The 24,306-nt window shown below is 58.9% G+C and carries 21 protein-coding genes; all 21 read left to right on the plus strand.

The features are described from left to right. The first annotated feature begins 140 nt into the window (after positions 1 to 140). Complete coding sequence (gene msrA / locus Q8Q08_06975; GenBank protein ID MDP2653758.1) at positions 141 to 608, plus strand: peptide-methionine (S)-S-oxide reductase MsrA; 468 nt, start codon at positions 141 to 143, stop codon at positions 606 to 608. Continuing rightward, on the plus strand, positions 608 to 1,039 hold the full coding sequence (locus tag Q8Q08_06980; protein MDP2653759.1) for a hypothetical protein: 432 nt from the start codon (positions 608 to 610) through the stop codon (positions 1,037 to 1,039). The genes msrA and Q8Q08_06980 overlap by 1 nt, the downstream gene beginning before the upstream one ends. Positions 1,040 to 1,067: 28 nt before the next feature. After that, positions 1,068 to 2,012 (plus strand): hypothetical protein, encoded by a 945-nt coding sequence (locus Q8Q08_06985; protein MDP2653760.1) that lies wholly within the window; start codon positions 1,068 to 1,070, stop codon positions 2,010 to 2,012. Further along, positions 2,009 to 2,503: a hypothetical protein gene (locus tag Q8Q08_06990; GenBank protein MDP2653761.1), complete on the plus strand. Its 495-nt coding sequence runs from the start codon at positions 2,009 to 2,011 to the stop codon at positions 2,501 to 2,503. The genes Q8Q08_06985 and Q8Q08_06990 overlap by 4 nt, the downstream gene beginning before the upstream one ends. Next, on the plus strand, positions 2,478 to 3,602 hold the full coding sequence (locus Q8Q08_06995; GenBank protein ID MDP2653762.1) for an alkaline phosphatase family protein: 1,125 nt from the start codon (positions 2,478 to 2,480) through the stop codon (positions 3,600 to 3,602). Before Q8Q08_06990 ends, Q8Q08_06995 begins: the two co-directional genes overlap by 26 nt. A gap of 102 nt (positions 3,603 to 3,704) precedes the next feature. Further along, a complete protein-coding gene (locus Q8Q08_07000; protein ID MDP2653763.1) occupies positions 3,705 to 6,188 on the plus strand; it encodes a glycogen/starch/alpha-glucan phosphorylase in 2,484 nt (827 codons plus the stop codon). A gap of 219 nt (positions 6,189 to 6,407) precedes the next feature. After that, positions 6,408 to 8,402 (plus strand): tetratricopeptide repeat protein, encoded by a 1,995-nt coding sequence (locus Q8Q08_07005; GenBank protein MDP2653764.1) that lies wholly within the window; start codon positions 6,408 to 6,410, stop codon positions 8,400 to 8,402. A 78-nt stretch (positions 8,403 to 8,480) separates the two neighbouring features. Beyond that, positions 8,481 to 10,304 (plus strand): DNA helicase RecQ, encoded by a 1,824-nt coding sequence (gene recQ, locus Q8Q08_07010; GenBank protein ID MDP2653765.1) that lies wholly within the window; start codon positions 8,481 to 8,483, stop codon positions 10,302 to 10,304. A gap of 49 nt (positions 10,305 to 10,353) precedes the next feature. Further along, entirely contained in the window at positions 10,354 to 11,283 is a 930-nt protein-coding gene (locus tag Q8Q08_07015) for an endonuclease/exonuclease/phosphatase family protein (protein MDP2653766.1), read from the plus strand. Positions 11,284 to 11,298: 15 nt separating this feature from the next. Continuing rightward, complete coding sequence (locus Q8Q08_07020) at positions 11,299 to 12,027, plus strand: isoprenylcysteine carboxylmethyltransferase family protein (protein MDP2653767.1); 729 nt, start codon at positions 11,299 to 11,301, stop codon at positions 12,025 to 12,027. 91 nt (positions 12,028 to 12,118) lie between these two features. After that, positions 12,119 to 12,814: a YggS family pyridoxal phosphate-dependent enzyme gene (locus Q8Q08_07025; GenBank protein MDP2653768.1), complete on the plus strand. Its 696-nt coding sequence runs from the start codon at positions 12,119 to 12,121 to the stop codon at positions 12,812 to 12,814. A gap of 30 nt (positions 12,815 to 12,844) precedes the next feature. Then, the gene (proC, locus tag Q8Q08_07030) at positions 12,845 to 13,633 is read left to right on the plus strand and encodes a pyrroline-5-carboxylate reductase (GenBank protein ID MDP2653769.1); all 789 of its coding nucleotides are present in this window, start codon (positions 12,845 to 12,847) and stop codon (positions 13,631 to 13,633) included. A 91-nt stretch (positions 13,634 to 13,724) separates the two neighbouring features. Next, positions 13,725 to 14,585, plus strand: a complete 861-nt coding sequence (gene mtnP, locus Q8Q08_07035) for an S-methyl-5'-thioadenosine phosphorylase (GenBank protein MDP2653770.1) — start codon at positions 13,725 to 13,727, stop codon at positions 14,583 to 14,585. Positions 14,586 to 14,649: 64 nt separating this feature from the next. Further along, positions 14,650 to 17,475 carry an isoleucine--tRNA ligase gene (ileS, locus tag Q8Q08_07040; GenBank protein ID MDP2653771.1) on the plus strand — a complete coding sequence of 942 codons (2,826 nt, stop codon included), beginning with the start codon at positions 14,650 to 14,652 and terminating at the stop codon, positions 17,473 to 17,475. A gap of 38 nt (positions 17,476 to 17,513) precedes the next feature. Continuing rightward, complete coding sequence (locus tag Q8Q08_07045; protein MDP2653772.1) at positions 17,514 to 17,909, plus strand: TraR/DksA family transcriptional regulator; 396 nt, start codon at positions 17,514 to 17,516, stop codon at positions 17,907 to 17,909. Between the two features lie 102 nt (positions 17,910 to 18,011). Then, complete coding sequence (gene lspA / locus Q8Q08_07050) at positions 18,012 to 18,557, plus strand: signal peptidase II (protein ID MDP2653773.1); 546 nt, start codon at positions 18,012 to 18,014, stop codon at positions 18,555 to 18,557. A 9-nt stretch (positions 18,558 to 18,566) separates the two neighbouring features. Further along, positions 18,567 to 19,319: a prolipoprotein diacylglyceryl transferase gene (gene lgt / locus Q8Q08_07055; protein MDP2653774.1), complete on the plus strand. Its 753-nt coding sequence runs from the start codon at positions 18,567 to 18,569 to the stop codon at positions 19,317 to 19,319. A gap of 41 nt (positions 19,320 to 19,360) precedes the next feature. Continuing rightward, the gene (locus tag Q8Q08_07060) at positions 19,361 to 20,269 is read left to right on the plus strand and encodes an RluA family pseudouridine synthase (protein ID MDP2653775.1); all 909 of its coding nucleotides are present in this window, start codon (positions 19,361 to 19,363) and stop codon (positions 20,267 to 20,269) included. Between the two features lie 413 nt (positions 20,270 to 20,682). Then, a complete protein-coding gene (locus Q8Q08_07065) occupies positions 20,683 to 21,573 on the plus strand; it encodes a hypothetical protein (protein MDP2653776.1) in 891 nt (296 codons plus the stop codon). Further along, entirely contained in the window at positions 21,570 to 22,880 is a 1,311-nt protein-coding gene (aroA, locus tag Q8Q08_07070) for a 3-phosphoshikimate 1-carboxyvinyltransferase (protein ID MDP2653777.1), read from the plus strand. Before Q8Q08_07065 ends, aroA begins: the two co-directional genes overlap by 4 nt. A gap of 145 nt (positions 22,881 to 23,025) precedes the next feature. Continuing rightward, complete coding sequence (locus tag Q8Q08_07075) at positions 23,026 to 24,099, plus strand: rod shape-determining protein (GenBank protein ID MDP2653778.1); 1,074 nt, start codon at positions 23,026 to 23,028, stop codon at positions 24,097 to 24,099. Positions 24,100 to 24,306: the final 207 nt, after the last annotated feature.

Raw genomic sequence — 24,306 nt, forward strand, 5'->3', positions numbered from 1 at the left:
CATTGGGCGGCGAGCGCATCGCCTCGGACCCGCTGTTGAAGGGCCTGGCGTACGCGATCGCGGCTGTGTGCCTGTCCTGTTTTGCGGGCGGGATCTACTGGACCTGTTGTCCAACCCCCGGGGTTGGGAAAGGCGGTCGGATGCAGAAGGCCATGTTCGGCGCGGGATGTTTTTGGGGCGTTGAGGAGATTTTTCGCAAGGCCAAAGGCGTCACCGCGACAGCCGTCGGGTATTCAGGCGGGAAAACGAAAGATCCGGCGTATGAAGACGTCTGCACCGGGCGGACCGGGCATGCGGAAGTCGTCCGGCTGGAGTTCGATTCGCTCGCGGTGACCTACGAGCAATTGCTCGACATTTTTTGGGACTGCCACAATCCCATGACGCTGAACAGGCAGGGACCGGACACGGGAACGCAGTACCGTTCCGTGATCTTTTATCATTCCCCGGAACAACGGGACGCGGCAACGCGGTCCAAAGAGGCGAGGCAGGCCTCCGGCCGTTACCCCTTGCCGATCGTGACCGCGATCGAGCCCGCCGCCGAATTTTACCGGGCGGAGGAATATCACCAGCGGTATTTTGAGAAGCATGGGATGAGCGGTTGCCATTGATGAATATCCATGACCTTGAAGAAATTGAGAAGTCCCTTAAGGTCCGCCTGCCGGATGATTACAAACAGACAATGCTGCAGTATCCTTTTGAAAGGGATTCGTATGCGGCCGAATGCCTGCTGCCGGATGACGCTGACGTTGTCATCGGTCATAACTGCACCGCGCCTTTTCCCGGCAAGATCACGACGGCGGATGTCCAGCCTTTTGTCGTGGGCGGCGACGGCGGCGAAGAAGTCTTCTTTCTCGACCTGAACAAGAATCCCTCGGAAGTTTTCGTCTATTCCTATGAGACCGACGGCACGGAAGTCAAATTCCGGTCCTGGAAGGATTACCTGCAGGAAATCGAGAAGTCCCTTCAGGAAATCCGGGAAGACGAGCGGGCGATGGCAGAAAGAAAGAAGAACAAGAAATGGTGGCAGTTCTGGATATGATGGGTTTGGCCGGCAAGGGGGAGCGCTCATGAGAAAAGTTTTTTTTGCCCTCACTGTCCTGGTCGTGATCGCGGTTGTCCTGAACAATTGCAAGGAGCAGTTCGTCAAGTCGATCGTGATGGCCGGGGCCTCGCGGGTCACCGGGTCCAAAGTCACGGTGGACATGTTCGATTTCAGCCTCCCGCGCCAGATGCTCAAGATCCAGAACCTGAAGATCTACAATCCCGCCGGGTTCCCGGACGAGCCCGCCCTGATCTTCCCCGAGATTTCCGTCGAATACGACCTGAAGGCCATGCTGAAAAGGGAGGTCCATGTCCCGGCCGTTGTCATGGACCTGGATGAGGTTTCGGTGATCCGCAACAAGGACGGAAAACTAAACGTCGACTCTTTCAAATTTGTCCGGGACAAGAACGAAGGCCAGATGGAATTCGAGAAGATGCGTTTCGACATGCTGTCGCTGAGCGTCGGCCGTGTCATTTACAAGGATTATTCGCGCGCCGAGCCCGTCCTGAACGTTTACAATCTGAACATCAAGGACAAGACATTCCACAACATCACCAGCGCCCAGCAGTTCGCCCTGCTGATCCTCTTTGAGACCATGAAATCCACGGCGATCAAGAACTCCGTTGTTTACGGGGCCGCGTCGTTTTTCGGGTGGGGGAAACTGCCGGTGAAAATGGTGAACTCCCTGCTGGCCAAGGACGAGACAGCGATGGATTTTGACGCCGGGTACGACAAGGTTTACGAGGCCTGTCTGGAAGCGGTCAAGTCCCGGGGACTGCTGGTCCGCGAGGACCGAAATACGGGAATGATCAAGGCGAGGGTCGAGGGGGCCGTAGTCGCGGTCCGGGTCGCCAAGATCACGAGGAGCCGCGTGAACGTGACGGTGTCGGCCAGAAAATTGTTCGTCCCCAAGCCCCAGGTGGCGGGCGGCGTGCTGTATGTCATTGAGCAGCGGGTGAAGGGATTATGAGGCTGGGGATTGCCCGGTTGTTTTGCGCGTTGGCGTTGACGCTGTGCGGTTGCGCCGCCGCGCCTGTGTCCACAGACGCGCTGTGGAAGCCGGTGGCCCCCGCGCGGCCCGGATTATCGGCCGGGCAGATGGCCGGGCTGTTCCATGATTATCTGCGAGGCGAACGCCATGAACTGGCCTACGGCTTGTTCAGCCAGGGCGTGCGCGATCAGATCACGATGATCGAATTCATGGAGCGCATGGTCGAGCTGGACAGGGATTACGGGAAAGAAATTTCCTGGAAGCGCAGGCCGCCGGATGATGACGGGCGGCTTCTTTACGAATCCGTGAGATCGAAGCCCGTGCTGTTCGCGTTCCGTGTCACCGGGGAATACGGGCATCCCGCGTTTTCTCTTTTCGCGTTTTCTCCGGCCGCCGATGACAAGCTTGTTGAGTACGAAGCGGCCCCGTCAACCGGAGGAACTGATGATGGCATCCTTCAGGGACATTGAAAATATGCTGGCCAGGGCCAATGTATGGATCCGGCGCGTTATGGTCGGGGTCCTGATTCCTTTTGTCCTGATCCTGGTGGTCTGGGACGTGTCCGGCCCGCGGCCGCCGGTATCCGAGATTTCACACGTCATTGTGATCAGCTTCGACGGCCTGCGCGCCGATGCGATCAGCCGGCTGGGCCCTTCCGGCGTCCCGGCGTTCTATGAAGTGTTGAGCACAGGGGCCGGGACCCTCAACGCCCGCACAGACCATGATTTCACCGTCACCCTGCCCAACCACACCTGCATGCTCACGGGCCGGCCGGTGCTGGGCGAGGGCGGCCACGGTTACACGTCCAATGACGATAATATCGTGAAGACCCTTCACGAGAACAAGGGGCAATATGTCGCCGGCATTTTCGACGTGGTCCACGGCCATGCCTTGCGCGGGGCTTTCTTCTCGTCAAAACCCAAGTTTTCGCTCTATATCAAATCCTACGGCGCGAGAGGGGTCCTGCGCGCGGTTGATGCGGTTTCTGCGCAGGAACAGCAGCTCATTGATTTTTACCGGATCAGCGGTTATAACGACGACGCGATCGTTGACGCGTTCCTGCATACCTTGAAAAAACACGCGCCGCATTTCACGTTCTTGCATCTGAGCGGGCTGGACGCCACCGGCCATGATTACGGCTGGGACCCTGCCCCGGAGTCCGTTTACATGAACGAGGTCCGGCGCATGGACCGGCGGCTGGAGAGGGTCCTGCGGTTTTTGAAAGAGGACAGGACGTCCCGCGGCACCACGGTGGTGATCGTCACCGCGGACCACGGCGGGTACGGGACCCATCACAAGGACGTGACAGACCCGCGGGATTACACCATCCCGTTTCTGGTCTGGGGAAATCATGTGGCGCAGGGCGCGGACCTTTACAAACTCAATCCCGGAACGCGGAAAGACCCGGAACAGGAGAGGGTGCCTTACGGAGCCGGCCTCCAGCCCGTCCGCAACGGCGACGCCCCCAACCTGGCGCTGTCCCTGCTGGGACTTCCGTCGATCCCCGGCTCGTCCATCAATGTCCGGCAGGATCTGAGCGTGTATCCTTTGTCGCCCGCGGGGAAGTGAAAAACCCCGAAAAATTAGGTGGAAAGAAGCCGCTTCCTTATGGATAATAGAGATACATTGATCCTTTAGCCACGCGTTGCACCCTTACCAAATGAGGCCGATATGATTCCCCGAATTTCCAGGAAAAAAGACATGACCGCGGAGCAGTGGAAGGTCCTGCACAAGGACATGAGCGCCGAGGCGATCAAGCTGTCGTTCAAGGTCAACCGGGAGTACGCCCTGTCCAAGGACCAGTACTCGGCGACGAAGAACGACAATTTCTGGGCCCTGGCCATCGCCATCCGCGACCGCGTCATCGAACGGTGGATCGAGACCCAGCAGAGGTATCACAAGCAGAACGTCAAACGGGTGTATTACCTGTCCATGGAATTTTTGATCGGCCGGCTGATGGGGAATTATGTTTATAACCTCGGCATTGAGGGCCCGGTGCGCAAGGCCGTTGAGCAGCTCGGGTTTGACCTTGAAGAATTGCGTGACCAGGAGCAGGACGCGGGCCTGGGCAACGGCGGTCTGGGCCGCCTGGCCGCGTGTTTCCTTGATTCCATGGCCACCCTCGGCATCCCGTCGCACGGCTACGGCATCCGGTTCGATTACGGGATCTTCAACCAGAAGATCAAGGACGGCTACCAGGTGGAGCGGCCCGACGAGTGGCTGCGGCTGGGCAGTCCCTGGGAATTCGCCCGGCTCGAGTACGCGGTCAAGATCCGGTTTTACGGCCGCACCGAGATGGCCCACGACAAGACCGGCCGGCTCTGCATGAAATGGGTGGACACCCAGGATGTCATGGCCGTTCCCTACGATTATCCGATCCCCGGATACAAGAACAACGTCGTCAACACCCTGCGGCTCTGGTCGGCGCGCAGTTCCGAGGAATTCGATTTCGATTATTTCAAGCACGGCGACTACGAGCAGGCCGTCCACCAGAAAATTTCCTCCGAGATCATCTCCAAGGTCTTGTATCCGATTGACAACATCACCCGCGGCAAGGAACTGCGCCTGAAACAGGAATATTTCCTGACGGCCGCGTCGATCGCGGACATCATCCGCCGGTTCCTGACCGAGAACAGCGACCTGCGGCTGATCCCGGAAAAGATGACGATCCAGCTCAACGACACGCACCCGTGCCTGGCGATCGTGGAGCTGATGCGGGTGCTGATCGACGAGTACGAATTCGACTGGGACGCGGCCTGGAACATCACCCAGCGCACGTTCGCCTACACCAACCACACGCTCATGCCCGAGGGCCTGGAATCCTGGCCTCTCGATCTGTTCCGCAAGCTTTTGCCGCGCCATCTGCAGATCATCTACGAGATCAACGCGCGGTTCCTGAACGACGTCTCGGCCCGCTATCCGGGGGACGTGGACAAGCTGGCGCGGATGTCCATCATCGAGGAGGGGGCCGTGCAGAAGGTCCGCATGGCGCACGTCGGCATCGTCGGCAGTTTCTCGGTCAACGGCGTTTCCGAATTGCATTCGGAACTTTTGCGCAAAAAACTTTTGCCGGACTTCAACGATTACTGCCCGGAGAAATTCAACAACAAGACCAACGGCATCACCCCCCGGCGCTGGCTGCTCAAGGCCAACACGCAGCTGTCGGACCTGATTACGAAAACGATCTCGGATAAATGGGTGACGAACCTGGACCAGCTGGAAAAGCTGGCCAAATTCAAGGACGACAAGGCGTTTCAGCAGAAATGGCAGGCGATCAAGCAGTCGAACAAGGAGGCCCTGGCCCGGCACATCGCCCGCACCATGCACATCCAGGTGGATCCCCACTCGATGTTCGACGTGCAGGTCAAGCGCGTCCACGAATACAAACGCCAGCTGTTGTTCGCGCTGTACATCATCTCCGAATACCTCCGGTTGAAGAACGACCCCGGCGCGTTCGTCCAGCCGCGGACGTTTTTGATCGGGGGCAAGGCGGCGCCGGGCTACTTCATGGCCAAGCTTATCATCAAATTTTTCAACAGCATCATGGACGCGGTCAGCCGCGACCGCGCTGTGCACGGGAAGATGCAGGTGGTGTTCCTGGAGAATTACCGGGTGTCCCTCGCCGAGAAGATCTTCCCGGCCAGCGACCTGTCCGAGCAGATCTCCACCGCCGGCACCGAGGCCTCGGGCACGGGCAACATGAAGTTCATGGTCAACGGCGCCTTGACCATCGGGACCTACGACGGGGCCAACATCGAGATGGCCGAGCGGGTGGGCAAGGACAACATCTTCATCTTCGGCCTGCTGGCGCACGAGGTCGAGAAGATCAAGACCCGGGGGTATAACCCGCAGGAATACATCCGCCGTTCGCCGATGCTCAGGGAGATCATGCAGCTGATCTCCAACAATTTCTTCAGTCATTACAGCCTGGGCCTTTTTGACCCGATCGTGGATTCGTTGTCGCACCACGATCCGTTCCTGGTCTGCGCGGACTTCGACGCGTACTGCCGGATGCAGGACACCGTGTCGCACGAGTACCAGAACCAGGAGAAGTGGACGAAGAAGTCCATCATCAACGTGTCCAAGGCCGGATTCTTTTCCAGCGACCGCACCATCCGCGAATATTCCCGGGATATCTGGAAGATCCCCTGCTGATACCGCGCATGGAGCCCACGGGCTCTGCCCGTGATTTTTTGGTATGACCCGTCTCCGCCAAAGTGCATTCGCCTTTGGCTTCGCCGGATTCATCCGTCTTCGGGATGTGTGCGGCGGAATCCGGCGCAGCTGGAAATTCATTTTTCGTCTTTCTCCCCGGGTATAGTTATAGCCCGTGGTTTCCGGCGAAGACGGATGAAATGACAGGCCTTTCTCGGCGTGCGAACCCCCGATGCCCGAAAAACCAGGAAATCCGTCCCGCCCCGCCTGCCGGGGCCGGGCATTCCCCTGATCTTCTGGTTCGTTCTGGGGGGCGGTGTCTTGCTCTACGCGCCGCTCCTGAAAGCCGGGTTCCTGCTCGACGATACGCTGTTCCTCCATTCCCCGGCCATCAAGGACCTTGGGAACCTGGAATTCCTCTGGCGCGCCTTTAACACGCGTCTTCTGCCCGGCATCACCTTTGCCCTCAACTACGCCGCAGGCCGGGACAACCCCGCCGGTTATCACGCGGTCAATATTGCCGTTCATCTCGTCAATGCCCTTTTGGTCTACGCGTTCGCCGCGTTGACGTTCCGCACGCCCCGCGTCCGCGGGACCCCTTCCGCCGAGCACGGGACAACGATCGCTTCGCTCGCTTCGATCATCTTCCTGTGTCACCCTCTTGTCACGCAGACCGTGGCCTACGTGGTCCAGCGCTCGACTTCGCTCGCGGCGATGTTTTATCTGCTGACGCTCATCGGTTATGTGAAGGCCAGGATGGAACCCGGCCGTCGGATATGGTTTTTCGCGGCCCTGGTGTCTCTGGCGCTGGGCATTGTCAGCAAGGAGATGATCGTGACCCTGCCGCTGGCGCTGACGCTGTATGAATTCTTTTTCTTTTCCGGCGGGCCGGGACAGACCAGGGCCCGGATCGTCCGTCTGCTCCCGTTCTGGGCGCTGGTCCTGGCGGTGCCGCTTTTGTTGAGTCTGGAAACGGATTCCGCGCTGCTGCGTCTGCGGCCTCAGGTCCTGGCCTCCGGGCTGGCGCTCACGAACGTCCTCACCGAGATCAACGTCCTGAACACCTACCTGCGGCTCATGGTGTTCCCGGTGAACCAGAACGTTGACTATGACTATCCGTTTGTTCATGGCCTGGGAGAGCCGTCCGTCGTCTGGTCGGTGATCGTGCTGGCCGGCTGTATGCTTGCGGCCGTGCGGTTGTTTTCCCGGTCGCGTCCGGCGGCGTACGCTATCTGGTGGTTTTTTATCACCTTGTCCGTGGAGTTTGCGGTCTGCTCCTGGGTCGGGCGGGACATGATCTTTGAGCATTACGCGTATCTGGCGACGGTGGGTTTCGCCCTGTTTCTTCCGTCGATCGCGTTTACCGTCGCGCCGCCGCGCAACGCGCTCAGGGCCGTGGCCGGAGCGATCGCCTTTTTCTGCATGCTGAGCATGGCCCGGGTTTTTGTCTGGTCGGACGTCGAACGGCTCCTGCAGGACAATCTCGTCAAGTCTCCCCGCAAACTTCGCGCCATTCACTTGCTGTCGGAGTATTACATCAAGAACAAACAGTACGACCGGGCCCTGCGGGTCCTGCATTTGGGCTTCCGGCTCGCCCCGGAGCACTCGTACAACTATGTTCACCTGGGCACGATTTATGAGGAGCAGAATCGCCTCCCGGAGGCGCGGCGCGCGTATGAAACAGCGGCCGGCCTGGAGCCGCCGTATGCCCGGGCGTATTTCAAGGCCGGTTATTTTTTCGCGCGGGACCGGCGTTTCGCCGAGGCCGAGGAATATTACAGAAAAAGCCTTTATTACGATCCCAAGCTGACGAACGCGTACTGCAATCTGGGCAATCTTTACATCATGCAGGGAAAATCGGGCGAGGCCATCACTTTTTTGCGGTCGGGACTGAGGGAAGACCCGTATGACGTGTTTTGCCGCAACAGCCTGGCCAGCGTGTATGCCCTTAAGGGCGACAAGGAGGGGGCGATCCGGGAATTCGAGACCATGATCCGGATGTTCCCCGACTCGGTGATCGCTTACAAAAATTTGGGTAATCTGTATTTCATGCAAAATGATTTGCCCCGCGCGGAGAAAATGCTGCGCAAGGCCCGGGCGCTCGCGCCGCAGGACGGGGACGTTACCCGCCTGCTGGAGCGGATCGGCCGTCCGGGGACGCCGTCGCCGTCGAAGCCGGAAGTCCGCTGGGAAGGCCGCCGGCCGCCGGAATAAGGCGGTATTTTTTCGGGAAGCCGGGGGATCCCCAATTGGTTCTTGTTTCCTGCTCCTTGCGGCATTACAATAATCGACATGCCCACGCACGTTAACCAGTCTCCGCGTTCCATCCTCAAATCCGTTTTCGGTTTTGATTCGTTCCGCCCCCTGCAGGAGGACTGTATCTTCTCTATATTAGAGAAGAGAGACGCCCTTTTGCTTATGCCGACCGGCGGCGGGAAATCGCTGTGCTATCAGCTCCCCGCGCTGGCCTTTGACGGGCTGACCGTGGTTGTTTCTCCGCTCATTTCCCTCATGCAGGACCAGGTCTCGCAGTTGAAGGACCTCGGCGTCGCGGCCGGGGTGCTCAACAGTTCCCTGTCCTGGGATGAATACCGCTGGAACGCCGAATCCGTCAGAGATGGGACAACGAAGATTCTTTTCATGGCGCCGGAAACCCTGGTGAAGGACGACGTCCTGGAGATGCTGTCCTCTGTGGCCGTGGACCTGTTCGCCGTGGACGAGGCGCACTGCATCTCCGAATGGGGGCACGATTTCCGGCCCGAGTACCGGCAGTTGTCCCATCTGCGGCCCCGGTTCCCCGAGGCCGTGTGGCTGGCCATGACCGCCACCGCGACCGAGCGGGTGCGGCAGGACATCGTGCGCAATCTGGAACTGCGCGATCCTCGGATTTTCACCGGCAGTTTCAACCGGACCAACCTGTTTTACGAGATCATTCCCAAGATCAATCCCCTGGCGCAGACCCTGGATTTTTTGGGCCGGTTCCGGGAGCAGAGCGGGATCATTTACTGCTTTTCCCGCCAGCAGGTGGAGACCCTGGCCGTCCAGCTGCAGCGCAGCGGGTTCACGGCCCTGCCTTACCACGCCGGGCTTCCCGACGACGAGCGCCGGCGCAACCAGGAGATGTTCATCCGCGACGACGTGCAGGTGATGGTGGCCACGATCGCCTTCGGCATGGGCATCAACAAGCCCAACGTGCGTTTTGTCATCCACTACGACATGCCGCGCAACATCGAGTCGTATTACCAGGAGACCGGGCGCGCGGGACGGGACGGCCTGCCCTCGCACTGCCTGCTGTTGTTCGGGTACGGGGACATCCACAAGATCAAATATCTGATCGAGCAGAAGAGCGACGAGGACGAAAAGCGATCGGCCCAGATGCACCTGAACGCCATGATCAGCTTCGCCGAGTCCGAGGACTGCCGTCGAAGACCCCTGCTGGAATATTTCGGCGAGCGCGCCGAGAAAGACAACTGCGGGCTGTGCGACAGATGCGTGAATCCCCGCACGCCGACGTTCGACATGACGCTCGCGGCCATGAAATTCCTGGCGGTGGTCCTGCGCACGGGCCAGCGGTTCGGCGCGGGGCATGTGATCAATGTGCTGACCGGCAGTGAGAACGAGAAAGTCCTGCAGTACGAGCACAACGAGACCGACGTGTTCGGGGTCGGCAAAGAATTCTCCGCGCGGCAATGGCAGTTTCTGCTGCGGCAGATGGTCCAGCAGAAGCTGGTCCTCAAGTCCGACGACATTTACGGGGTGTTGAAAATTTCTTCGTTCGGCATGGACGTTCTCAAGCACAAGGGCAAGATCCTGGGATTTCCTCCGCCGGAGGAAAACACGCGGTCTTCGCGGCCCGCGAAGGCGCGCAAGGACGCCGTGGAGGAATACGACGGGCAGCTTTTTGAGCGGTTGCGCCGCCGGCGCAAGGAGCTGGCCGACGCGCAGAACGTCCCGCCGTATATCATTTTCTCGGACAAGACCCTTATCGAGCTGAGCCAGCAGAGGCCTGTCACCCGGGAGGGCTTCGCGAATATTTACGGTGTGGGCGCGAAGAAGCTGGAGGCCTACGCGGAGGAATTCATCCGCGTGATCCGGGAGCATCAGGTGGGGCCTTGAGTCGCAGGAAAGGGCCGGGGCAAAGATCAACAGAGCGGATTTTTCATCCATGATTTTTAAAACAACTTTTGTCGACCGCCTGTTCCTTTACGGCGGGATCACGCTGTTCCTGGGACTGTTCGGCCGGTGGCACTGGTTTTTGGACATCTTCAGCCATTTCCGCGTCCAGCAGTTGATCCTTCTCGCGGTCTTCGCGGCGCTCATGGCGCTGAGAAAGAAATGGGGACGCGCGGCCATGACGGTTTTGCTCATCGCCGTGTTCGGCGTTCCGCTCCTGCCGTATGTTCCTCGGGGGAATCCGTCCGGCGGCGTTCCGGACCGCTCTTTGTCCGTTCTGTATATCAACGTCAATTTTTACAACAAGAAATTCAGCCAGGTCCTGGGGCTTGTCCGCGACAAAGATCCGGATGTCCTTGTTTTGAGCGAGATCAACGAACCGTGGGACGAGGCGCTGCGGCGCGATCTGCGCGGGTATCCGTTCGGGAAGGTCAGCATCCGGCAGGACAATTTCGGCCTGGCGCTGTTTTCCAAAATCCCTTTACAGAACCTGGAGATGTGGTCCCTGGGAGAGGCCCAGGTCCCGTCGTTCCGGGGAGAATTCTCGCGGGAGGGGAAGGAATACACGCTCTGGGCGACGCATCCGCTTCCTCCGGTGGGCCCGGAGTACTGGCGGATGCGCAACGAGCAGATCCGGCTTTTGAGGGAGGAACTGGACCTGGATCCCCGGGCGAAGATCGTTGTCGGGGACCTGAACGCGGCGCCGTGGTGCTTCGCGTTTGCCGTTGCCAAAGGCCGGGACCTGAGAGACGCCGCCGAAGGGAAAGGCGTTCATTTTTCCTGGCCGTCGTTTTGGCCGGGGCTCCTTCGCGTGCCGCTGGATCATGTTCTGGTCAGCCGGGACATTCCGGTGAAGGAATACCGGGTTCAGCGGGACATCGGTTCCGATCATCTGCCGGTTTTCGTCCGGCTGGAGATATAGAGAAGGGATTGGAAAATGATTGAGCGGGATAACGACAAAATCCGGATCAAGATCGACGCCCTGGTCATTACCTCAACGCTGGTTGTCCTCGGGTTCCTGATCTTGAAGTTCCCCCGCCTGTTCCTTCAGAGTGAAGGGGTGAGTGAATTCCTGGATTTGTTCGGATTTTTTATCCTCCTTTTGGGGATCTTCTTCCGGATGGCGGCCCGGGGGTATAAAAAGGTCCATTCCCGTGACAGCAAAGCGCTGGTCCAGGGAGGGCCGTATGCCGTTACGCGCAATCCGATGTATCTTGGGACCCTGCTGATCGGTTCGGGGCTGATGCTGATCGGGTTCCCGTTCTGGTGTCTGGGGATTTTTATCGGCGCTTTTTATCTGCGGTTCCGCATCCAGGTGGGCAAGGAAGAGGATTATTTGCTGGAGATGTTCGGGGACGCTTACGCGGACTACTTTCGCCGCGTCCCGAGGTTTTTGCCGAGGTTTTCAACGCTCCGCAGTTTGCGCATCCAGGAGTTGTTCCAATGGAAGTATTTTTGGATCACGCAGGAAAAGCAGTGCCTGTTTTACCTGCCGGTGGTCGCGGTGGCCCTGGAGTTGATTGAAGAAGGCCTGGTCTCGAAAGATCTTTTGATCTGGAAAGAGGGCATCGTCTTCGGCCTGGATTTTCTCATCCTGCTTTTTCTTCTGTTGCTTTTGAAAGAGAGGGACCCTCTCTCCGGCCCGGGCGCTCCGGGAAAAGGATGACGGAGGCAACCCGAAGGGTCGTCCCTTGACGCTCCAGGGCTTTTGTGTTAGTTTATGTTTCACGTATTTTTATGTTTGGAGGACGGGAGAGATGATTCAGGACCGGATTTCCCAGTTGCGAGGCAGGATCGCCGAGATCTGCCGGAAGGCCAATCGAGACCCCAAAGAGATTACGGTCATTGGGGTTACAAAGTACACGACCGTTGACAAGATGAAGGAAGCCGTGTCCTGCGGGATCACGGACCTGGGGGAGAACCGGGTTCAGGACGCGCAGGGGAAATTTGCTCTTCTGGACCAGGCTCGCCTGAAATACACCAAGCACCTCATCGGCCATTTGCAGTCCAACAAGGCGAAGCTGGCCGTTCCGTTTTTCGACGTGATCCAGTCGGTGGACAGCCTGCCGCTGGCCCACGAGATCGACCGCCAGGCCGAACGGTTGAATAAAGAAACGGTCAATATTTTGGTCCAGATCAACACGTCGGGTGAAGCCCAGAAGTCCGGCGTGGCCAAGGCCGACGCTTTGAAACTGATGGATGAGCTGGTCAAGCTCAAGCGCATCCAAATTTTGGGTCTGATGACCATGGCCCCGCTGACGGAAGACAAAAGCGTTGTCCGCCAGACGTTCCGCGACCTGCGGCTGGTCCGCGACCAGGTCGATGAGCTTTTTAAAGGCAATCCCAAGGTCCGGATGCAGCACCTGTCCATGGGGATGAGCCAGGATTTCGAAATCGCCATCCAAGAAGGATCGAACATGGTCCGCATCGGCACGGCGATATTTGGAGAATGAGTCATAAAATTTTTGTTTAGGGGAGAAAGAATGAAGACGATCGGCATCATCGGTGGGGGGAACATGGGGGCGGCGATCGCGGGCCGGATCCGCGGGGCGTTTAAGGTCGTGGTCTGCGAGCAGGACGCCGGCCGCCGCGCGTCGTTGAAGAGAAAATTTAAGACCGTTTTCAAAGACCTGCCGGAACTCGTCAAGGTTTCGGACGCGATCATCGTCGCGGTCAAGCCGCAGGACATCGAGGGCGTTCTGTCCGCCATGAAACAGGCGGGAGCCGACAAGAAATTGGTGATCTCGATCGCCGCCGGTATCACGACCGCGTATCTGGAGCGCCGGCTCGGGCCCGGGAGCCGCGTCGTCCGCACCATGCCCAACATGCCGGCCATGATCGGCGAGGGCGTCACGGCCGTGGCCGGGGGACGCCGGGCTTCGAAAGCGGATGTCGCGAAAACTTTGAAGATTTTTAGCCGCGTGGGAGAGACCGTTGTCATCGGCGAAAAGGGAATGGACGCCGTCACCGCCGTGTCCGGCAGCGGCCCGGCGTATGTCTTTTTGTTCGCGGAGATCTTGCGCGATGCCGCGCTGTCGCTGGGCCTTGACGCGCGGGTCAGTGAAAAACTGGTGACGTCGACGCTTTTGGGCAGCGCTCATCTTCTGGCGGGGCAGAAGGACGATCCGTCCGCCCTGAGGGCCAGAGTCACGTCCAAGGGCGGCACCACCCAGGCCGCGACGGATGTTTTCATGAAACACCGGATCGGCGGGATTTTTCAGGAAGCGCTGACAGCCGCGCGGGACAGAGCCAGAAAATTGGCGAAGAAATAAATTAAAGGTATCCCATGCCAATCGCTAGGCCGCGATGGCTTCATTGATTAAATTTAGAGAAGCAAGTACAGACACTCATTGGAGGTGTCCTATGGCCAAGGTCGGTATTATCGGCGGCAGCGGTTTGTATCAGATGGAAGGTCTGGAGCGGGTGGAGGAGCTGTCCCTGATGACGCCGTTCGGCCAGCCGTCCTGCAACCTGATCGCGGGCCGGATCGACGGCGTGGACGTGGTGTTCCTGCCCCGCCACGGCAAGGGGCACCGGATATCCCCCAGCGAGATCAATTACCGCGCCAATATTTTTTCCATGAAGAAACTGGGCGTGGAAGCGATCGTGTCGGTGTCGGCCTGCGGCAGCTTGAAAGAAGAGATCAAGCCGATGGATTTTGTGGTGCCGGACCAGTTCGTGGATTGGACCAAAGGCAAGCGCCTGGACACCTTTTTCGGGAACGGGATCGTGGCCCACGTGCCCATGGCCCAACCGGTGGCCCCGGAGATCCGGCAGGCCCTGGTGGAAACGGCCAAGGAATTGAACATCACGGCGCTTGACGGCGGAACGTACATCAATATCGAGGGCCCGCAGTTCTCGACGCTGGCGGAGTCCCGGCTTTACCGGGCCTGGGGGCTGGACATCATCGGCATGACCAACGTGACCGAGGCCAAGCTCGCGCGCGAGGCGGAGATTTCCTACGCGACGCTGGCGGCCGTGACCGACTACGACTGCTGGCATCCTGCGCACGAGTCGGTGACGGTGGAGATGATCCTCGATTGTCTCGGCAAGAACGTGGAGAACGCGAAAAAGATCCTGCGCGCGGCGGTCCCGAAGATCGGCCGCCTGGCACAGTTCAGCGCCCAGGGCGCCATGAAATATTCCATCGTGACCAACAGGCAGTTGATGCCGGAAGACAAGAAGAAGGAACTGGACCTTTTGATCGGGAAATATTTAAAGTAGCGGATAGCGTATAGCGGATAGAAACTCGCTCTGCGCTTTACGCTCCACGCTGTACGCTCACCAAATGGATTACCAAAAAACCGTCAATCTGCCGCAGACCGCTTTCGCGATGAAAGCGGGACTGGCCCAAAAAGAGCCCCTGATCCTCGAGAAATGGGTGAAGGAGGGACTCTGGACCAGGATCCGCGAGAAGTCGAAGGGCAAGCCCCAGTACACCCTTCACGACGGACCGCCCTACGCCAACGGCAACATCCACATCGGCCACGCCCTGAACAAGATCCTCAAGGACATGATCGTCAAGATGAAGACCATGCAGGGGTTCGACAGCTGGTATGTCCCCGGCTGGGACTGCCACGGCCTGCCGATCGAACACCAGCTTTTGAAAGAGCAGAAGAAGCGCAAGTCGGACGTGGACGGCCCCCAATTCCGCAAGGACGCCCACGCCTATGCCATGAAATACGTCGGCATTCAGCGCGACCAGTTCAAGCGGCTCGGCGTGTTCGGCGATTGGGACAACCCCTACCTGACGCTCGCCCCGGAATACGAATACTGGATCCTGGACTCTCTCGCCCGCTTGACCCGCGAAGAGTACGTTTATCGGGGCCTGAAGCCGGTCAACTGGTGCTTCGACTGCGAGACCGCACTCGCCGAAGCCGAGGTGGAATACGAAAATCACACATCACCGTCGGTTTATGTCAAATTTAAGGTGAATAATCCGGAGAAGGCCTGGGGCCATCAATTTTCTAAACCGGTTTATTTGCTGGTCTGGACAACGACGCCGTGGACCCTGCTGGCGAACGTCGCCGTTGCCGTTCATCCGAATTATGAATACATGGTTGTTGAGTTGTCCGGGGAATATCTGGTCATCGAAAGTTCGTTGCGGGACCGAGTTTTGGGAAAGGCCGGAGCGTCCGGGAAAAATTATGCCGGGATTTCAGGCAAGGCCCTGCAGGAGCTGACCTATGTTCACCCGTTCGGCCTCAAGGACAACTGCCGCGTCATCACCGTGGATTATGTCACGAAAGAAGACGGCACCGGGCTGGTGCACACGGCGCCTGGGCACGGCCAGGAAGACTTCGCCGCCGGCGTTCAACACAAGCTCGACGTCCTGATGCCGGTGGACAGCCGGGGCGTTTTCACCAAGGACGCCGGGAGTTTCGCCGGACAGCACGTGTTCAAGGCCAATGAGAACATCATCGCGGACTTGAAGGCCAGAGGCATCCTGTTCGCGTCCGAAAATATCAGCCATTCGTATCCTCACTGCTGGCGCTGCAAAAAACCGGTGATTTTCCGCGCGACCAAACAGTGGTTTTTAAAAGTGGACCACAACGGCCTGCGCGAAAAACTGCAGGACATCATCAAGAACCAGGTCCGCTGGATTCCGGACGCGGGGATGGAACGGATCCTCGGGATGATCGCCGGCCGCCCGGACTGGTGCCTTTCGCGCCAGCGGCACTGGGGCGTGCCGATCCCGTCGTTGATCTGCAAATCGTGCGGTGAGGAGAGCCTGTTCCCGGACGTGATAGAGAAGTTTGCGGAAATTGTCAAAAAAGAGGGCAGCGGCGCGTGGTTTGACCCCCATTTTAAAGCAGAGATCCTGAAGGTTGTTCAAAAATGCCCGCATTGCGGCAAAAATGATTTTGACACGGCCCGCGACATCCTCGACGTCTGGTTCGATTCCGGGGTGAGCCACCGCGCGGTCCTGTCGCCGATGATGGGCCAGAACCCGCCGGCCCAGATGTATCTGGAGGGTTCGGACCAGCACCGGGGGTGGTTCCAGTCGTCCCTGATCCCTGCCGCGGCGATGGACGGGCGCGCTCCTTACAGGGAAGTCCTCACGCACGGCTTTGTCGTGGATGGGGAAGGGCGCAAGATGTCCAAGTCACTCGGCAACGTGATCTCGCCTTTGGACGTGATGAAGAACAGCGGGGCCGAGATCCTGCGGCTCTGGGTCGCGTCGAGCAATTACAACGACGACATCCGCCTGTCCAAGGAGATCCTGGACCGGCTGATCGACGCCTACCGGAAAATCCGCAATACGTTCCGGTATCTGCTGGGCAATCTCTACGATTACGACCCTGAGCGGGACGAGGTCCCGCACGCCCGGTTATTGGACATCGACAAGTGGGCGCTGAACCGGCTGAACTTGGCGTTGTCGACGGTGCAACGCGCGTACAACGGCTATGAATTCGCCAAGGCGTACAAGGGGATTTACGCGTTTTGCAACGACGATCTGTCCAGCTTTTACCTTGACATCCTAAAAGATCGGCTGTATACTTCATCCGCTCAATCGCTGGAAAGACGCAGCGCACAGACCGTTCTTTACCACATCGTGAATTATCTGCTGCGGGTTTCGGCTCCCATTTTGACGTTCACTTCCGAAGAGATTTTTGAGGTCATGCCCAAGGACCGGGGACTTCGCGCCGTTGCCAGCGTTCATCTGCTGGAATGGCTGGCCGGCCGCGGCGAATGGGCGGACCCGCAGATCGAAGAGAAGTTCGGCTTGCTCCTGGAACTGAGGCCGCACGTCATGAAGGCCCTGGACGACAAGCGCCGCGCCGGAGACATCGGCGGGTCGCTGGAGGCCAAGGTGGTCTTGACGTCGGCGAGCGAGCGTGATTACGGATATTTGAAGGCTCTTGAGAAAGATCTTGCCGCGGTTTTCATCGTGTCCCGGGTGGAGATCCGCAAGGCCGGCACGGTGGAGGCCGGGACCGGCGACGCGTTCCCGAAAACGCACATCGAGATCGGGGCGGCCGACGGCGAAAAATGCGGCCGTTGCTGGAAGTACCGGACGGACGTGGGCAAGGACCAGGAACACGCGGGCCTGTGCGGCGAGTGCGCCGAGGTTGTCCGCCGGATTCCTGCGCAGGACACAGTCAAGGGTTGAGCTTGGTTGGGAAGACGTTATTACAGGAGACTCAAGGCATGCCAGAAAACAACAAGAAGTTGGACAAGAAGCAGATGGACGATTTCCGTAAACAGCTTCAGAAGATGAAGGAAGACATCCTGCATGACATCAAGAACATGTCCCAGGTCCGCAGTGGAACGGACAAGGACAACAGCGACGTTTCCGGCCATGCCCTGCACATGGCGGACGTGGCCACGGACATGTATGACCGGGAATTCAGTCTCGGACTGGCCTCCAACGACCGCGAGCTTCTTTTCAAACTTCAGTCCGCGCTCAAGCGCGTGGACGACAACACGTTCGGCGCCTGCCGGCATTGCCAAAAACCGATTCCGCTGATCCGGTTGAAGGCGATTCCCTACACCGAGACGTGCCTGAAATGCCAGGAAGAGCTGGAGAAGAAAACACCCCGTTAATCGTTTGTTGTCCTTTTGTCATGCGACAACAGTCTCTCCCCAGGCGGCCCGCAAGGCCCTGGGGTGTTCCCTTTGTCCCGACACCGTCGGCAGAATCCTTCCATGATGAGAGAATCGACATCCCCCAGCCGTTTCCCCCGGGTCTTGGAACCGGCGGCGGCCTGGCTCCGCGGGTTTGACCGTTCCCGGATGGACATCGTCCTGTCCCTGCTGACCGTGACCGTGGTCATTGTTCTGGACCGGCTGACCAAGGCCCTGTTCATGGGGCTCCTTCTGGAAGGGGAATCCCTGCCGGTGATCCGCAACGTTTTTCACATGACCCTGATCCACAACACGGGCATCGCCTTCGGTCTTTTCAAGAACCAGGGCTTTGTGTTCATCATTATCCCCGTGATCGCCATCATCCTGCTCGGCTACAACATCTATTATTTCAAATGCAACAATGAAAAACTGAGCCGGACGTACATCCTGGGCTTTTCGCTGATCCTCGGCGGGGCCATGGGGAACCTGGTGGACCGCATCCTGTACGGGTACGTGATCGATTTTATCGACTTCCGCGTGTGGCCGGTGTTCAATATCGCGGACACGGCGATCACCATCGGCGCGGTCATCATCGCTTTCAATTTCATCCCGCTCAAGGCGAAGTAGGCATTCAGCATGCATCCGATCCTCCTCAAAATCGGTCCTGTGTCGTTGTTCTCCTACGGACTGATGCTGGCCGTCGCCGCCCTGACGTGCGCCTGGCTGTTGAGCCGGGACGCCCGCAAGCACGGCATCCCCTCCGAAACCATTTATGATCTCATGTTCTGGCTGGTCCTGTCCGGGATCGCCGGCGCGCGGATCCTTTACGTCGTTCTCCATTGGGAGCAGTTTTCCGGACGGCCGCTGGAGATCCTGATGGTGCAGAGCGGCGGCCTGTCGTTCCAGGGCGGTTTTCTCGCGGCCGCGGCTGCCGGGGCGTGGTATGTCCGTCGGCAGAAACTGCCGATCCTGTTCATGCTGGACCTGATGGCCCCGTACATCGCGCTCGGCCACGCCATCGGCCGCATCGGATGTTTTTTAAACGGCTGTTGTTATGGCCGGCCGGCGTCCTGGGGGATCTATTTCCCGGTGCACGGCGCGCGGCTCCAGCCCACCCAGCTCTACGACACCGCGGAATTGTTTTTGGTTTTTTTGATCCTGCGGTTTTCCCAGAAACGGTCGCAGGTCCGCGGCGAGGTTTTCGCCCTTTACATGGCCCTGGCCGGCCTGCAGAGATTCATCAACGAGTTTTTCCGCGGAGACCACGAGCACCTGATGGTCGAAGCCGTCGGGTTGAGCGTTTATCAGGTCTTCAGCCTGGCGATCTTCGCCGCAGGGCTCGCGGCCTGGCTGGTTTTGCGCAAATCCCGCCCGCAGAAAAAGGCGTGACCGTTCCCGGCCAATCGTTAATCCCGCAAGGACCCGTTGCCATGCCTGTCCAGAATATTACCGTCGGTCCCGAAGACGCCTCGCAGCGCCTCGACAGTTACCTTGCCAGGATATTGGCGGATGTCCCGTCCCGGACATACGTCAAAAACCTGATTGACGGGGGACGGGTCACGGTCAACGGCAAAAAGGTGAAGGCGCATTACAAGATTTCCCCCGGCGAGAAGATCATCGCGGATCTGCCGGACACGGAAGGCGGGTTCGAGAACATTGAGCCCGAAGAGATCCCGCTGGATGTCTTTTATGAGGACGACTGCCTGCTGGTCATCAACAAGCCCGTGGGGATGCTCGTCCACCCCGCGCCGGGTGTCCAGACCGGGACGCTGGTCAACGCCCTTTTATTCCGCTGCCAAAACCTGTCGGACGCCAACGAATCTTTCCGGCCCGGGATCGTCCACCGGCTCGACCGGGAAACGTCGGGGCTGATCCTGGTCGCGAAAGACAACCAGACCCACGCGCACCTCGCCGGACAATTCGAAACGCACACCATCCGCAAGCGTTATGCCGCCGTGGTCCACGGCGAGATCAACTATGACGAAGGCGTTGTGGACGCCCCGGTGGGGCGGCACCCGGTCCATTTCGACAAAAAAACCGTTTCCTACGAGGAGAACGCCCGCGAAGCGAAGACGGTGTACCGCGTCATCCGGCGCGGGGCGGGCAAGACCCTGGTCGCCCTGTTCCCGGAAAGCGGCCGCACGCACCAGCTGCGCGTGCACATGGCCCACCTGGGCCACCCGATCCTCGGGGACGACAAATACGGCAAGGGCGACCATTTCCCCCGGCTGGCCCTGCATGCCCAGGGGATCGGCCTGGTCCATCCCCGGACGGAGAGGGACATCGAATTTTTTTCTCCCATGCCTTCCGAGTTCCGCAAAGTCTTCATCAATCTTTAATCCAATTACGTTTTGTTGCTTTAACGGAGATATTGACCCCGCCTGATTTGCTGGCGCAAATCAGGGCTGCGGGGCCCGCGATGGTTTGGCCTTTCTGGGCCAAACCACCCTGAATGAAGTCAAATGGCTTCGGCCAGCAAACTTATGTCGTCTACGGCTCCATAAGTTTGGGCCTCATTAATTCGTACAGCGACTTACGTTCGTCCCTGTGGGGCTTCATAAGTCGCGCGCTCATTAAAATTAAGATTTCGCCTTTACTTGATTCAGCTTTGCCGTATAATTAAATTACTGACATTTTAAAATGATAAACTCATGGGGCTGGAAGAATTTCGGCCCTTTGATATTGTCCTGTTTTTTAAAAATTTTCATTATCATCTCAACCCCCGAGGGGGAAAGAAAGAGGAGAAAAAAGTATGAACAACTCCGGCAAGGCCTTGACCATCTTTCTTTTTGTCATAGCCATCCTGCTCATCTCCCTGACCGCCATTTCGGTGTTTTTCTTTCTGCAGGAAGTGGAATTGCGGAAAGCCAAAGAGACCCAGCTGACGGCCCTGCAGGATGAGAAGGCCAAGCTGGAAGGGGAAATGAAAGAGGCCAAAAAACAGGTTTTTCTCCTTCAGGAAAAAGAAAAGGAATTCGAGACCAAGATCGATGATCTTCAGCAGGAGCTGGAGCTGGTGGAAGGGGTCAAGGAAGAGATCAAGAAGGAGAACAAGGCCCTGACCGACGCTCTGGAGGCAGAGAAGAAGATCGCGCAGGAGGCCAAGAACAAATTGAGCGCGGAAATTGAAAAAGCCAAAGAGGAGGTCGGAATTCTCAAGTCCCGGCTCGACGCGGCGCAGGCCCGGAATCAGGAGCTGGAGAAGAGCAGCGATCAGTTGAATGATCAGATCAACACCCTCAGGCAGGCGGCGCCGGATATTTTGCCTGCGGCTGTCCTGCCGGACGCGGGATCCCCTGCGGAATCCGCGGGTCCGGAGCCGGCCCGGCCCGAAGAAGGGACACTCAAACCTGCCCGGCTTCCGAAGGAGAACGTGGAGCTTGAGAAAATCATCGTGAACCCCTCCGAACAGAATGCCGGCAAGGTGATCAGCGTGGACGCGGAAACAGGGTTTATCATCTCCAGTCTCGGAGAACGCGACGGCATCGCGGCCGGCGCCGTCCTCTCGGTTTACCGCGATAACAGTTACCTGGGCGACGTCAAAGTGTCCCGCGTTCTGCCCGAGATGTCCGCAGCGGATTTCATCCCGCCTTTGACCGGTCAGCAGGTCAGCAAGAACGACCAGGTCGTCATCAAGCAATGATCCTGAAGGTCCAGCCTGTTTCTTCCCTCAAGGGCCGCGTGCGTTTGCCGGCCTCGAAGTCCTATTCCATCCGCGCGTTTTTGGCCGCGGCCTGCGGAGGAGTTTCGGTTCTCCGTTTCCCTTCGGATTGCGATGACGCCAAAGTCGCGCTCGGCGCCGCCCGGTCCCTGGGCGTAAAAATTTCCCGCCCGGGACCCGGGGCGTGGCGGCTTTCCGCCGGCGGGCGTCCGCATCTTGCCGGCATCAACGTCAAGGAATCCGGCACTGTTTTAAGGCTGGTCCTTCCATTGGCGGCCCTGAGAGGATCGAAGGTCCGCGTGACCGGTGAGGGCACGCTCAAGGGCCGGCCCAACCGCCATCTCCTGCAAGCCTTGCGCTCCATGGGCGTCCATGTCCGCGGCACGGGCCCCGGGGAAAGCGTCCCGATTCGGATTTCCGGGGGCGCGATCCGGGGAGGGCGCATCGCCCTGGATGCGTCTGTCAGTTCGCAATTCGTTTCATCTCTCTTGATGACCTGCCCTTTGCTGGAAGACGATTCAGTCCTCGCTCTCAAAGGCCGCCAGCTTGTGTCCTCGGATTATGTCGCGATGACGCTTCAGGTCCTGCGGCGGGCCGGGATCAGGATGACCCGCCGCGGAGAAAGACTTTTCTTTATCCCCGGCCGCCAGGTTTACCGCGGGCTCGGTCATTTCACGGTCCCGTCGGATTACGGGCTGGCCGCGTTTCTGCTGGCCGCCTGCGCCCTTGTCCCGTCGGCGGCCGTTTTGACCGGACATTTTGACGACGCGCTCGTGCAGGCCGACGGGCGGATCCTGGGGTTTCTCCGGCGCATGGGCGTCCGTTTCCGGAGAACGAAGAACGCCCTGTTGATCCGCGGCCCCTTTGCATTGAAGGGCGGCCGTTTTTCATTGAAAGACTGCCCGGATCTGGTCCCGGTCATGGCGGTGCTGGCGCTGTTCGCCCGCGGGACGACAAGGCTCTGCGACATCCGCCACGCACGGGTCAAGGAGTCCGACCGGATCAGCGATTTGCGCTCTGAGCTGCTCAAGACCGGGGCGGACGTGAGGGAGACGCAGACAGAGCTGATCATCAATCCTCGGCCGGGTTACCGGTCCGGGGTCCTGCTGGACCCTCATCAGGACCACCGGTTGGCCATGGCCTTCAGCGTGCTGGGACTTAAGATCGGGACAAAAATCCGCGATATCGACTGTGTCCGTAAATCCTATCCAGGATTTGTGAGGGACATCCGGGCCCTGGGCGCCAAAGTCTCGAGGGCAAAACAAGGAAAAATCCTGAATAAACGTTGACAGTGATTTTTCGTTCATGTAAGATGTTTCTTATTCAACGGCAAGCATTTACCGAGTTTCGCGCCAGCGCGCGGGCTTTCTTTTTTGAATTTCAGGCGGACACCACCTAACGCGGGTTTTTGAAACCCCAAACGAAGGGGAATCCATGATCCAGCAAATCGTCCGGTTTATCAAAAGCGCCGTGAACTACGTCCTCGGACTTTTCTCCAATGATATCGGGATCGACCTCGGGACGGCGACCACCCTGGTGTATGTCAAGGGTGAGGGCGTTGTCCTTTGCGAGCCGTCGGTTGTCGCGATCGAAAAAGAGACCAACCGTGTGGTCGCGGTGGGGGACGAGGCCAAAAAGATGCTCGGCCGCACACCCGGAAACATCGTGGCCATCCGTCCCATGAAGGACGGCGTCATTTCGGATTTTGAGATCACCGAGGCCATGCTCAAGTATTTCATCAGGAAGGTGCACCGCCGCCGCGTGCTGGTCCGGCCGGCGATGGTGATCGCGATCCCCTCGGGGATCACGGAAGTGGAAAAGCGCGCGGTCAAGGACTCCGCCGAGCGCGCCGGCGCCCGGTCCGTGGACCTGATCGAGGAGCCCAAGGCCGCGGCCGTCGGGGTGGGGCTGCCGGTCGAAGAGGCCGCGGGCAACATGATCATCGATATCGGCGGCGGGACCACCGAGTTCGCCGTCATCTCCCTGGGCGGACTGGTTTACTCCAAGTCTATCCGCATCGCCGGGGACGAGATGGACATGGCCATCATGGAATACCTGCGCAAGACCTATAATCTTTTGATCGGGGAACGGACCGCCGAGGAGATCAAGATCCGCATCGGGTCCGCCTATCCCCTGGAAGAAGAATTGACCATGGACGTCCGCGGACGCGATTTGATCGCCGGGCTTCCCAAGACCATCACCATCACTTCGGAAGAGGTCCGGGAAGCTCTTCATGATCCGGTCCAGGCCATCGTGGACGCCTCGAAGGCTACGCTGGAGAACACGCCGCCGGAATTGTCCGCGGACCTGATCGACCGCGGGATCGTTATGGCCGGCGGAGGGTCCCTCCTTCGGGGGATGGACAAACGTATCGCCGAAGAGACGGGACTTCCGGTGCACATCGCCGACGATCCCCTGACGGCCGTTGTGCTGGGGACGGGCCAAACCCTGAACATGCCGCCCCGGTTGAGAAGACGCCTCATCGTTCCGACCAAGTTGGATTTCTAATGACGGCTTGACTTGCGGAACGAAGTGAACGCAAGTCAATGCCGGAATTAGCCCCGCAGATTTGATTTGCGTCAGCAAATCATGCGGGGTTAATGAGTCCCTATGGAGCCTCAGGCGACATAAGTTTGTTGGGCGCCTGCCTGCCGGCAGGCAGGAATTAACCCCGCCGGTCTTGCGCAGCAAGAGGCGGGGTTTTAGTCTTCTCCC

Source organism: Candidatus Omnitrophota bacterium, assembly GCA_030688425.1.
Classification (GTDB): Bacteria; Omnitrophota; Gorgyraeia; order Zapsychrales; family JANLHA01; genus JAUYIB01.

Bases quoted from the DNA above. Each gene is read 5' to 3' on its own strand.
- Q8Q08_07000 (MDP2653763.1), top strand. From the start codon at position 3,705: ATGATTCCCCGAATTTCCAGGAAAAAAGACATGACCGCGGAGCAGTGG.
- lspA (MDP2653773.1), top strand. From the start codon at position 18,012: ATGATGAGAGAATCGACATCCCCCAGCCGTTTCCCCCGGGTCTTGGAA.
- mtnP (MDP2653770.1), top strand. From the start codon at position 13,725: ATGGCCAAGGTCGGTATTATCGGCGGCAGCGGTTTGTATCAGATGGAA.
- Q8Q08_07065 (MDP2653776.1), top strand. From the start codon at position 20,683: ATGAACAACTCCGGCAAGGCCTTGACCATCTTTCTTTTTGTCATAGCC.
- ileS (MDP2653771.1), top strand. From the start codon at position 14,650: ATGGATTACCAAAAAACCGTCAATCTGCCGCAGACCGCTTTCGCGATG.
- Q8Q08_06990 (MDP2653761.1), top strand. From the start codon at position 2,009: ATGAGGCTGGGGATTGCCCGGTTGTTTTGCGCGTTGGCGTTGACGCTG.
- Q8Q08_06985 (MDP2653760.1), top strand. From the start codon at position 1,068: ATGAGAAAAGTTTTTTTTGCCCTCACTGTCCTGGTCGTGATCGCGGTT.
- Q8Q08_07075 (MDP2653778.1), top strand. From the start codon at position 23,026: ATGATCCAGCAAATCGTCCGGTTTATCAAAAGCGCCGTGAACTACGTC.
- Q8Q08_07045 (MDP2653772.1), top strand. From the start codon at position 17,514: ATGCCAGAAAACAACAAGAAGTTGGACAAGAAGCAGATGGACGATTTC.
- recQ (MDP2653765.1), top strand. From the start codon at position 8,481: ATGCCCACGCACGTTAACCAGTCTCCGCGTTCCATCCTCAAATCCGTT.
- Q8Q08_06995 (MDP2653762.1), top strand. From the start codon at position 2,478: ATGATGGCATCCTTCAGGGACATTGAAAATATGCTGGCCAGGGCCAAT.
- proC (MDP2653769.1), top strand. From the start codon at position 12,845: ATGAAGACGATCGGCATCATCGGTGGGGGGAACATGGGGGCGGCGATC.
- aroA (MDP2653777.1), top strand. From the start codon at position 21,570: ATGATCCTGAAGGTCCAGCCTGTTTCTTCCCTCAAGGGCCGCGTGCGT.
- Q8Q08_07025 (MDP2653768.1), top strand. From the start codon at position 12,119: ATGATTCAGGACCGGATTTCCCAGTTGCGAGGCAGGATCGCCGAGATC.
- msrA (MDP2653758.1), top strand. From the start codon at position 141: ATGCAGAAGGCCATGTTCGGCGCGGGATGTTTTTGGGGCGTTGAGGAG.
- Q8Q08_07020 (MDP2653767.1), top strand. From the start codon at position 11,299: ATGATTGAGCGGGATAACGACAAAATCCGGATCAAGATCGACGCCCTG.
- lgt (MDP2653774.1), top strand. From the start codon at position 18,567: ATGCATCCGATCCTCCTCAAAATCGGTCCTGTGTCGTTGTTCTCCTAC.
- Q8Q08_06980 (MDP2653759.1), top strand. From the start codon at position 608: ATGAATATCCATGACCTTGAAGAAATTGAGAAGTCCCTTAAGGTCCGC.
- Q8Q08_07060 (MDP2653775.1), top strand. From the start codon at position 19,361: ATGCCTGTCCAGAATATTACCGTCGGTCCCGAAGACGCCTCGCAGCGC.
- Q8Q08_07015 (MDP2653766.1), top strand. From the start codon at position 10,354: ATGATTTTTAAAACAACTTTTGTCGACCGCCTGTTCCTTTACGGCGGG.